The following is a 10,438-nucleotide window of genomic DNA, read 5'->3' as shown; positions in this document are numbered from 1 at the left end:
AACAATCTCTTTTTGGGAATTTATAACTTTGCAAACATAGGAGCCATCGGGATGCGTTCAGTGTGACAAAAGAAAAAGGATCTAGTTTTTAACACGATTTAGAATTGGGCTTTAGTTTTCTATTCCCCTCCGAAGGAGGGGTTAGGGTTAGGGGAGGATTAATTTTTCTTCAAACTCAATCCGACCGGAACCATCAATACTCCTTTTTCATATATATTTAAATACAGCGTTACAGGATTTCGTTGTCCTTCCCATCGTAATTCGTACACATCCAGTAAACCCGCTCCCATTTCGCTTCTCTTTGTTGGAAACGGACAGCAACTTTCTAGTTTTTTGTAGGTAATTTTCTCGCCTTTTGGCCCAGCCAAAGCATTCAAAAAACGTTGCTGGTTTATGGTTTCGTCTTTGGTGTTAAAAAAATATATATTGATGGGATAATCTTTATCATAACCATACCTTTTATCTTTGCTATATTCCGTAATGGCAAAGGTATTGTCTTTTGTGAGTATGGGAAAAGGTGCATTGTCATCCACGTTTTTCAGGGTAGATTTTGTGCTCACACACGATGCTGTAAAGATTAGTAAAGCGATAAAAGGCACAATTTTTTTCATTATTCTTTATGATTTAGTTTTGGCTTTTAGAATCCAATTTAAATAACAAATTTAAGCGGTATTGTCGCCATAAACAACAATAATGCCTTAATAATTCTTCTTTTTAAAATTAGAATTATTATTTTCGCAAAATTAAATGTACGTTATGGATATTATTTTTCAAACTTGGCCTTGGTATGTTTCCGGGTTTTTGATAGGATTGGTAATGCTTTGCCTTATTTGTTTCGGAAAAGTATTTGGGATGTCCTCTAATTTGAGCACCTTGTGTTCGATGACCGGAATAGGGAAACGAGTGGCCTTTTTTGACTTTGATTGGAAATTACAACGCTGGAATTTAGTGGTAATTTTAGGCGCCATGCTTGGTGGTTTTGTTGCGGTTCATTTTATGGGAGATGCCTCAAATGTTGCTATCAACCCAAAGACAATTGCACAACTTAACCAACTGGGAATTGATGCCCCAAATGGGAAATTGTTGCCCGATGTTTTATTTGGAAACAATGTTTTTCAATCCCCAAAAATGATTTTCATATTGATTATTGGCGGAATACTAATAGGTTTCGGATCTCGATACGCTGGAGGATGCACTTCGGGACATGCGATTTTTGGATTGAGTAATTTGCAACTTCCATCCTTAAAAGCAGTGATTGGATTCTTTGTTGGCGGATTGATTATGGCTCATTTTATTTTACCATTAATTTTTTAAGAGATGAAAGTATTAAAATATTTATTTGTTGGATTTGTTTTCGGAATTGTGCTTACAAAATCGGAAGCAGTTTCTTGGTACAGAATATATGAAATGTTCCAGTTTCAATCGTTTCATATGTATGGAATCATTATGGTTGCCATAATTACAGGAATTACCGGAATCCAGATCATAAAAAGGAAAAACATAAAAGATATAAAAGGACGGCCCATAGAAGTTCTTGATAAAGAACCCGGTTCTACCAGATATTGGGTTGGCGGATTATTTTTTGGCTTGGGTTGGGCTTTGGTAGGATGTTGTCCAGGACCAATCTTTATATTGCTTGGCGCTGGTTTTTTGCCCGTTGTATTTGTTCTTTTTGGAGCGCTTCTGGGTACTTTTATCTATGGATTGTTAAAGGACAAGTTGCCTCATTAACACCAATAAAATCAAAAAAACAGCATTTTCTAAAATAGAGAATGCTGTTTTTTTATGGATTGAAAATTGAAATTTATGAGTTTTTAGAGGTTGTCTTAAGATCTGGTAGTCCGGAAGTTTACACTATCTCGGCACTCAAACCCGCTTCGAGTAATTGGGTGCATTGTGGTTTTAGTTTTTCTAAAATACCCGTTTTTACAGTACATTTTCCGTTGTAATGCACAATCAAGGAGCATTGTTCTGCTTGTTCCGGAGTGTGTTCACAAACCCGGATTAAGGTGTCGATTACATGGTCAAAAGTGTTTACATCATCATTATAAACTACAATTTCGTGGTTTATGGATGTTGCTTCTTTTTGGCTAACTTTTACTCTTACTTTTTCTTTAGTACTCATTTTTAGATAATTTGAAGGTGTTAAATAAAAATACAGTTGGTTCTACTTAATTTTTTCAAAAGCACAAAATATAAAATTTTGCATGGTTTCAAACGGTGTTACGTGATCTTCTATTATACATTTAACTTTTTTGAAACGATTAGAAAATTGATTTTCAAGTTCCATTTCCGAGTATTGTTTAATATCCAGTCCGCTACATTTTTTGGGTCCGTTTTCTGAAAAAGCACCTATTATTAAAAAACTAGTAACCCATTTTTCGGTGATTTCAACATACGTTTTTACTTGTTCCGGAGTTGTCAAAAAATGAAATGTGGCTCGGTCATGCCAAATGTCATACGTGGTTTCCGGTTTGAATTCAGTAATATCGGAAACAATCCAATTTACTTTTTCGGCATTTTTCCCAAATCTTTTTTTTGCTCTTTCCAATGCGTTTGCCGAAATGTCCAAAACGGTTATATTTTCGTAACCCTCATTCAATAAATAATCTACCAGTTTGCTGTCACCACCGCCAACGTCAATGATTTTTGCGGACTTTCCCAAACGGGTTTCCCGAATAAAATTAAGCGAAGTTTTTGGATTTTCCTGCGTCCAGCTTACCTCGTTGGGCTGCTTGGTTTCATAAACCGTTTCCCAATGTTGTTTTTTATTTACTTCCATTTTTTAAATTTCGGTTATACTAATTTACGTATTTTAAAGATACCCAGTTATTTTTTTGGAACTTTTTAACATAGGTTAAGCCTTTCTCCGTACAGGAAGCATCGATAAAAGGAATGTCTTCTTCATAAAATCCGCTCAATAATAAGGTTCCTTTTGGATTTAAGCAATCCACATAACTTTGCATGTCGTTCAGTAAAATATTTCTATTGATGTTGGCGATTATCAAATCATATTTTTTGTCTTTCAACAAGGCTGCATCACCTTCATAAACTGTAATTTGATGACAATTATTGCGTTCGGCATTTTCTATGGAATTCAAATAACACCAGTTGTCTATATCAATTGCATCAATGGGTTGGGCACCTTTCATTTCCGCAAGAATAGCCAAAATTGCTGTTCCGCAACCCATATCAAGTGTCTTCATTCCTGCAACGTCGATTTCCAAAAGATGCTGAATCATCATGTGGGTGGTTTCGTGATGACCCGTTCCAAAACTCATTTTTGGCTCGATTATGATATCAAATTTGGCGTCGGTTTTTGGGTGAAAAGGAGCGCGAACATGGCAATTTCCATCGACATCTATAGGTTCGAAATTCTTTTCCCATTCCTCGTTCCAATTGACTTGGTCAATTTCCTCTATCCTGTACGAAATGGTAAATTCGGGCGAGTTCAAAATGAATAAATCATCCAGAATAGTTGGGGTCCAAAGGTCTTTTTGGATATAGGCAACAATCCCCAAATCACTGTCAATGAAGCTTTCAAAAGGCAGTTCGCCCAATTCGGCAACAAGAATTTCCGAACCTAATTCTTTTGGTTCAACCGTAAAATGAAAGCCTAAATATATATTTGACATAAAATTTGTTTTTTGCAAAGGTAAGAATCTCTTTTGTTGGATTGTGAAAAACAAAAAAGAGATTTGAATAGCATTCAAACCTCTTTTTCAATTTATTATTTATTTTAAATAGCTTTCACAATTGCCACAAAATCTTCTGCTTTTAGTGCAGCACCACCAATTAAACCGCCATCAACATCTGGTTTAGAGAAAATTTCTTTGGCATTATCCGGTTTCACGCTTCCGCCATAAAGGATGGAAACATCTTCGGCAATATCGCTTCCAAAAGCTTTGCGAACGGTTTCCCTGATGAATTCGTGCATTTCTTGTGCTTGTTCTGGACTGGCAGTTTCACCTGTTCCAATTGCCCAAACTGGCTCATAAGCCAAAACAATTTTTTCCCAATCCTTTGCTTCGATATGAAACAATCCATCTCGCAATTGATTTTCAACAATATTAAAATGATTTTTAGATTGACGGTCTTTCAACTCTTCACCAAAACAAAAAATAACGGTCATATCATGTCTCAATGCCGTGTCTACTTTGCTGGCAATCAAGGCATCGGTTTCATGGAAAATTGCTCTGCGTTCTGAATGTCCTAGAATCACTGTGTTTACTCCGATGCTTTTTAGCATATCGGCCGAAATTTCGCCAGTATAAGCACCACTTTCTGCTTGGTGCATATTTTGGGCTGCCACATTAATAGGCGTAAATTCCAAATGATCAACGGCAGAAGCCAAGTTGACAAATGTAGGTGCCACAATTATTTGTGCATCACTTTCGGTTGGGATTAGTGCTATTAATTCGTTCAATAAATCTTCGGTTTGCTCTGCATTTTTGTGCATTTTCCAGTTTCCTGCTACAATCTTCTTTCTCATTTTAGTTGTGTTTGTAATTTGATAATTTTATTTGTAATTTCTATTTTTTTAAATCTTTTAAAGTGGTATTTATTTGGTCGAAGTCAGTTTCAATGGCTCGATAAAGTACAATTTTTCCGGTTTTGTCAATGATGATATATCTTGGAATCCAGTCTAAATCTATGGCTTTTGCAAAAACGCCTTTCATTTGGTCGTTCGCCATAAAATGGTCGCCTTTGAGTTCGTGTTTTGCAATTCCAATTTTCCAATTTTCGGCTGTTTTATCCATCGAAAGAAACAGATAAGCAACATCTGGATTATTGGCTTGTAATTCTTTAATTTTTGGCATTGCCTTTACACAATCGCCACACCATGAAGCCCAAACTTCGACAACCAAGGTTTTGCCTTTATAATTTTTTAGAATATCCTGAAAAGCAACTTGGCTCCCGTCGGCTGTCAATAATGTTTCTGACAAAGCTTCTTTTGAGAATACCTTTTTTTGTGCATTTGAACAAGAAATAGAAGCAAAAGCAATAAGCAAGGCAAGTGTTTTTTTCATTTTTTAATAATTTTGACAAAGTTACATTTTAAAACCAAAAACTCAAATTTTGTGTTTAGTATTCCGTGCTCATTTTTATTTTGACAGCAATGGATACCCTTTTTACAATCTCAATTCATCAATATCATTATAATGCACTTTTTGTGTGATGTTTCCGTAATGCAAAAGCACAAAACTAGGATTCGCTCTTTCTACCGTTTTTAAAGCTGTTGCGTCACAAAAAAGGAAATCAAAAGTGAATCCGTATTTCTTTTTCACGCTGTCAATAATATCATTTGAGGAACCGGTCACTATGGCAACATAATATCCTTTTGCAGAAGCATCTTTGTATAATTTGTCCAGTTTTTGCAAGGCTCCTGGATTAGATTTTTCCAAATCGTAGGCCACAATCAACAGCGATTTTTCTCTTGAAAAAATTAATTGTGTATTGTCGTTGCCGTTTAATTCCAACTTAAAATCGTGAATAGGAGGAAGGTAACCTTGCACAATCACTTTGTCTTTTCTGTCAACAAACTTGGCGCCGACAGGAAGCGACATTAAATCCTTTTCTTTAAATTCCTTATTTACACCATTTACGTTATAGATAAAAACCATTTCGACAACGCTTTTTGGTGCATTATCCGGAATTTCCATTGCGGTCTTAATATTTGTGCCCACTTTATAAGGTCTGAAATCGATTAAAGGCAAATGATTTAAAACCCAATAACCCATAAAACAACACAAAACAACACTTGCAAACGCCAGAATATTTTGAATTGTATTCGAAAATAACGGTTTTATTAATTTTTGGTTGAAAAATAAAATTAAGATGAAAAACAATAAAACAATGTCTTTCGTAAAGGATTGCCAAGGTATTAAATGCAAGGCATCACCAAAACAACCGCAGTCTTTTACCACATCAAAATAAGCCGAGTAAAAAGTAAGAAACGCAAAAAGAACAACCAAAATCAACAAACTCCAAATCGTGTATTTTGATTTGTAACCAATGAGCAACATAACACCCAAAACGACTTCAAGAATAACCAAAAACAAAGCAATTGCCAATGAATATGGCACGAAAAAAGGCATATTGAAAACAGGTTCACTGAAGAATTCTTCTAGTTTATAGGAAAAACCCAAAGGATCATTCAATTTTATTAAACCTGAAATAATAAATAAGATTCCGACGAAAAGTCTCGAGAATTGAGTGATAATGTTTTTCATAGTTTTATGTTATTTAAAAGTAATCTTTGTCAAAGTTTTAAACTTTGACAAAGATTTTTCAATTTATTTATTTCCCATTAATATCAGTGCAAAAACGGCATAATTAATCATATCCTGATAATTCGCATCGATGCCTTCAGAAACCAAGGTTTTTCCTTTATTGTTTTCAATTTGTTTCACGCGAAGCAGTTTTTGCAAAATCAAATCCGTCAATGAACTCACCCGCATTTCGCGCCAGGCTTCGCCATAGTCGTGGTTTTTGTTTTCCATTAATTCTTTGGTGAGTTTGACTTTGGCATCGTATAACTCGGTCGCTTCTTCCACATTTAAATCCGGTTGGTCGGCAACGCCAAGTTCCAATTGGATCAAAGCCATAATCGAATAATTGATGATTCCGATGAATTCGCCGGTTTCATCCTCGTCCACTTTTCGGACTTCATTTTCCTGTAAACTTCGTATTCTTTGGGCTTTGATGAAGATTTGGTCAGTCAAGGAAGGCAATCTTAATATGCGCCAAGCGCTGCCGTAATCTTTCATTTTATTGACGAAAAGGGAACGGCAAATCGCAATCACCTTATCATATTCTTGTGAAGTAATGTTCATTTATTGATGTATATTTGTCTAAAATTTCTTCAAAAGTAAAGAATATTTATTGGATTGAAGAATGATGATTAACGATTTTTGATTTGAAAATGACAATACGCTGCAAAGGACAACTTATCGATTTATCCACTCCCAAAGTAATGGGGATTTTGAATGTGACGCCCAACTCTTTTTTTGATGGCGGGAAGTATAAAAACGAAGGTGAAATACTGTCACAAGTTGGGAAAATGTTGAATGATGGCGCGACTTTCATCGATATTGGAGCGTATTCGAGTAAACCTAAAGCCGAGTTTGTTACGGAAGATGAGGAGTTGAGCCGAATTGTTTCCATTGTCCAATTAATTTTAGAACATTTTCCCGAAACCTTGATTTCCATCGACACATTTAGAAGTCAAGTTGCCAAAGTTTGCATTGAAAACGGAGCGGCAATAATCAACGATATTTCGGCAGGAAATTTGGATGACAAAATGCTTGAAACCATTGCAAAATATAATGTTCCCTACATTATGATGCATATGCGAGGCACGCCGCAAACGATGCAAACAATGACGGATTATGAAAATATCGTAAAGGAAATGCTTTTCTATTTTTCCGAAAAGGTGGCACGAGCGAGAAGTTTGGGTATTAATGATTTGATAGTCGATCCAGGATTTGGCTTTGCCAAAACATTGGAACAAAATTATGAGGTTTTGCAAAAACTGGAATTATTTAATATATTAGAATTGCCAATTCTTGTTGGTTTTTCCAGAAAATCAATGATTTATAAGCCGTTGCATTCAAGTGCGGAAAGAGCGCTAAACGGAACTACGGTTTTGAACACTTTAGCCTTGGCCAAAGGCGCAAAAATACTTAGGGTTCACGATGTAAAAGAAGCAATGGAATGTGTCACTTTGTTCAACAAAACCAATCAAAATTTATGAAATATTTTAGTCTGATTGTCCTTTTTTTAATGATTTCTTGCGGAAACAAAGAAGACATTTTGTTGCCAAAATCCAATGTGACAATTGTCTCAAACGTGGAAGATCATTCACCTATTTACATTTTTTTTAGAACCAAGGGAAAAGACACTTTGGCGGAAGTCAACAAGAAAAACGAGATTATTTCGACCAATTGGATTTTCAATATTGACAAACGTTTGCCTTTACGATTGGTGATTCCCGAAGTGATGAAGTTGCAGGAAAAAAAGCGAAATGAAGTTGCCCACAAAAACGAAGCAGCCCAAAATTATTATTCGTATGCGGATAGTATTCATAAAAATATGGCGTTTCTACCATTCACGGAAGTGCATTATAAAATGGAAAAACCAAAATCGAGTTTGATTGTGTTTTTTGATAAAAACAATAAAATTTCAATCCTTAATGCAGATGTTAAACGAGAAGATCTGCAAAGTTATCTGTACAATTTGCCAATCGAAAACCCTAGTCAAATGCAATTTTGTTTCGCTCAAGAGATGACTTACGGAAGTTATATACAGGACGAAATTTTCATTCGAAGTTTGAAAATTGATAATTACGAAGAGTTTATTTATTAAATTCCTGACTGAACACTATGACTGTCTCTCGACTGCGCTCGAGATGACAACTGAACACTTTCTATTGATGATGATAGGGTTCATTCTTTAAAATAGTGAATCCACGATACAATTGTTCGATAAAAAACAAGCGCACCATTTGATGCGAAAAAGTCATTGGCGAAAGCGATATTTTGCCGTTTGCTTTGGCATACACCGTTTCCGAAAAGCCATAAGGACCGCCAATCACAAAAACCAGTGTCTTTATTCCGGCATTCATTTTCTTTTGTAATTCCTCTGAAAAGGCTACACTTGAAAAGGTTTTTCCGTTTTCGTCCAATAAAATGAGTTGGTCGGTTGGCGTTATTTTTGCCAAAATCAATTCGCCTTCTTTTTCCTTTTGTTGACTTTCCGACAAGTTTTTTGCGTTCTTGATGTCGGGAATAATCTCTAAATCAAACTTGATGTAAAAGGACAATCGTTTTTGATATTCGTCAATCAGTGACTGAAGATTTTTATTGTCGGTTTTGCCAATGGCGATGAGCTTGATGTTCATTTTTTGGAATTTGAAAGGTACAAAGGTAGAAAATTGAGAATTAAATAATAATGCCCCCTTTTTTTTAATCTATTTTGTGATATTGATTTTTCAAAAAAGAATATTTTACAGTTTTATTTACTTTGTACTCCTATTTTTTAGGGGGTGTTTCTTGATAATTGTGCTAAATAACAAGACGTACTGCCTTTTTATTATAAAACGTAACAATATTTGTCAAATTTGTAAAAAAAATATTGACACATTTGTTTAATTTTGTGCCAAATAAAAAACACAATTATGTTAGATGTAGGTTTAACCACTTTTATGATTCTTGCCACCAGTTTGGTGATGCTAATGACACCTGGTCTTGCTTTTTTTTATGGAGGATTGGGATGCAATAAAAATATTTTAAGCATTATGATGCAGAGTTTTGTTTCCATGGGTATAGGGACAGTGCTTTGGTTTGCTTTTGGTTATTCGGTTTGCTTCAGCGGAAATGTGAGTTCGGGGACTGATTTTTTTGGAATAATAGGGAATTTTGACAAAGCATTTTACCACGGAATTACACCTTCAACACTATACTCAGCTGATAAACGATTCCCGGAATATATTTTTATTGCTTATCAAATGATGTTTGCCATTATTACGCCGGCATTGATCACGGGAGCTTTTATCAATCGGGTTTCATTTAAATCGTACGTCTTTTTCCTTATATTTTGGCAAATATTTGTTTATTATCCCTTCGTTCATATGGTTTGGGGTGGCGGATTGCTTGCCCAATGGGGAGTTTTTGACTTTGCAGGTGGAATCACGGTGCATGCAACTGCTGGATTTGCGGCATTGGCATCGGTATATTTTGTGGGAAGACGACAAAATAAGCACGAACCCAACAACATTCCATTGGTTGCCGTTGGTACGGCATTGCTTTGGTTTGGCTGGTATGGATTTAATGCTGGAAGTGAATTGGCGGTTAATTCCATCACAATTTCTGCCTTTCTAAATACCGATACTGCGGCTTCTTTTGCAGCCGTTACCTGGTTATTTATCGAATGGAATACGGGCAAAAAGAAACCTACATTTATCGGATTGATGACAGGAGCTGTTGCAGGATTAGCAACAATTACGCCTGCGGCGGGTTATGTTGATATTTATTCTTCGGCGATTATCGGAATTATTGCGGCCTGTGGTTGCTTTTTAGCCGTAAAATTTAAGGAAAAGAAAGGCTGGGACGATGCGCTTGACGTCTGGGGAATTCATGGAATGGGCGGAATAATTGGAACCATTTGTTTGGGTTTCTTTGCCAATAGTACTATCAATGCAGCCATTCCCAATGGTTTGTTTTTTGGTGGAAACGGAATGTTGCTGTTTAAAGAATGTGTTGCCATTGTTTTTGCAACCAGTTATGCGTTCTTTTTTACCTTGTTGTTGTTCCGAATTATCAACAGGTTTATTCCTGTTCGTGTAACGGACATGGAACAAGAAGTTGGACTGGATCTAACCCATCACGGAGAAGTGGCAAGACAAGGCTAAAGCAGAATTAATACCGCTAGTTATTTC

Annotated in this window: 14 protein-coding genes; 5 read left to right on the top strand and 9 right to left on the bottom strand. The window is 35.8% G+C overall.

The window, feature by feature from the left end; genetic code table 11:
- Nucleotides 1-158: 158 nt before the first annotated feature.
- Nucleotides 159-611, bottom strand: coding sequence for a 2-dehydro-3-deoxyphosphooctonate aldolase (locus B2145_RS07105; RefSeq protein ID WP_291100196.1), 453 nt, complete (start codon nt 609-611; stop codon nt 159-161).
- Between the two features lie 145 nt (nt 612-756).
- Between B2145_RS07105 and B2145_RS07100 the strand changes: the two genes are divergently transcribed.
- Nucleotides 757-1,314 carry a YeeE/YedE family protein gene (locus B2145_RS07100; protein ID WP_291100193.1) on the top strand — a complete coding sequence of 186 codons (558 nt, stop codon included), beginning with the start codon at nt 757-759 and terminating at the stop codon, nt 1,312-1,314.
- Between the two features lie 3 nt (nt 1,315-1,317).
- Complete coding sequence (locus tag B2145_RS07095) at nt 1,318-1,731, top strand: DUF6691 family protein (RefSeq protein ID WP_291100190.1); 414 nt, start codon at nt 1,318-1,320, stop codon at nt 1,729-1,731.
- A 118-nt stretch (nt 1,732-1,849) separates the two neighbouring features.
- Here B2145_RS07095 and B2145_RS07090 read toward each other — a convergent pair whose 3' ends face one another.
- From B2145_RS07090 to B2145_RS07060, 7 genes are all read right to left on the bottom strand, one after another.
- Nucleotides 1,850-2,125 carry an ATP-dependent Clp protease adaptor ClpS gene (locus tag B2145_RS07090; protein WP_291100188.1) on the bottom strand — a complete coding sequence of 92 codons (276 nt, stop codon included), beginning with the start codon at nt 2,123-2,125 and terminating at the stop codon, nt 1,850-1,852.
- 42 nt (nt 2,126-2,167) lie between these two features.
- On the bottom strand, nt 2,168-2,782 hold the full coding sequence (locus tag B2145_RS07085) for a class I SAM-dependent methyltransferase (RefSeq protein ID WP_291100186.1): 615 nt from the start codon (nt 2,780-2,782) through the stop codon (nt 2,168-2,170).
- 19 nt (nt 2,783-2,801) lie between these two features.
- Nucleotides 2,802-3,635: a 50S ribosomal protein L11 methyltransferase gene (gene prmA, locus B2145_RS07080; RefSeq protein ID WP_291100183.1), complete on the bottom strand. Its 834-nt coding sequence runs from the start codon at nt 3,633-3,635 to the stop codon at nt 2,802-2,804.
- 104 nt (nt 3,636-3,739) lie between these two features.
- Entirely contained in the window at nt 3,740-4,492 is a 753-nt protein-coding gene (tpiA, locus tag B2145_RS07075; protein ID WP_291100179.1) for a triose-phosphate isomerase, read from the bottom strand.
- 40 nt (nt 4,493-4,532) lie between these two features.
- Nucleotides 4,533-5,030 (bottom strand): TlpA family protein disulfide reductase, encoded by a 498-nt coding sequence (locus tag B2145_RS07070; protein ID WP_291100176.1) that lies wholly within the window; start codon nt 5,028-5,030, stop codon nt 4,533-4,535.
- Nucleotides 5,031-5,132: 102 nt separating this feature from the next.
- Complete coding sequence (locus B2145_RS07065) at nt 5,133-6,233, bottom strand: BT_3928 family protein (protein WP_291100174.1); 1,101 nt, start codon at nt 6,231-6,233, stop codon at nt 5,133-5,135.
- Nucleotides 6,234-6,296: 63 nt separating this feature from the next.
- Nucleotides 6,297-6,836, bottom strand: a complete 540-nt coding sequence (locus B2145_RS07060) for a DUF1599 domain-containing protein (RefSeq protein ID WP_291100171.1) — start codon at nt 6,834-6,836, stop codon at nt 6,297-6,299.
- A gap of 89 nt (nt 6,837-6,925) precedes the next feature.
- Between B2145_RS07060 and folP the strand changes: the two genes are divergently transcribed.
- Both folP and B2145_RS07050 read left to right on the top strand, forming a co-directional pair.
- Nucleotides 6,926-7,756, top strand: coding sequence for a dihydropteroate synthase (folP, locus tag B2145_RS07055; RefSeq protein WP_291100167.1), 831 nt, complete (start codon nt 6,926-6,928; stop codon nt 7,754-7,756).
- Nucleotides 7,753-8,367 (top strand): hypothetical protein, encoded by a 615-nt coding sequence (locus tag B2145_RS07050; RefSeq protein ID WP_291100164.1) that lies wholly within the window; start codon nt 7,753-7,755, stop codon nt 8,365-8,367. The genes folP and B2145_RS07050 overlap by 4 nt, the downstream gene beginning before the upstream one ends.
- A gap of 61 nt (nt 8,368-8,428) precedes the next feature.
- On the opposite strand, the gene rlmH is transcribed toward B2145_RS07050, so the two are convergent.
- The gene (gene rlmH / locus B2145_RS07045) at nt 8,429-8,902 is read right to left on the bottom strand and encodes a 23S rRNA (pseudouridine(1915)-N(3))-methyltransferase RlmH (RefSeq protein ID WP_291100161.1); all 474 of its coding nucleotides are present in this window, start codon (nt 8,900-8,902) and stop codon (nt 8,429-8,431) included.
- Nucleotides 8,903-9,178: 276 nt separating this feature from the next.
- Between rlmH and B2145_RS07040 the strand changes: the two genes are divergently transcribed.
- Nucleotides 9,179-10,411: an ammonium transporter gene (locus B2145_RS07040; RefSeq protein WP_291100160.1), complete on the top strand. Its 1,233-nt coding sequence runs from the start codon at nt 9,179-9,181 to the stop codon at nt 10,409-10,411.
- Nucleotides 10,412-10,438: the final 27 nt, after the last annotated feature.

The sequence above is a fragment of the Flavobacterium sp. UBA5153 genome (assembly GCA_002413745.1).
In the GTDB taxonomy this organism is placed as follows: domain Bacteria; phylum Bacteroidota; class Bacteroidia; order Flavobacteriales; family Flavobacteriaceae; genus Flavobacterium.
Note: the sequence above shows the minus strand (reverse complement) of the source record. Positions and strands in the feature narration are given on the sequence as shown.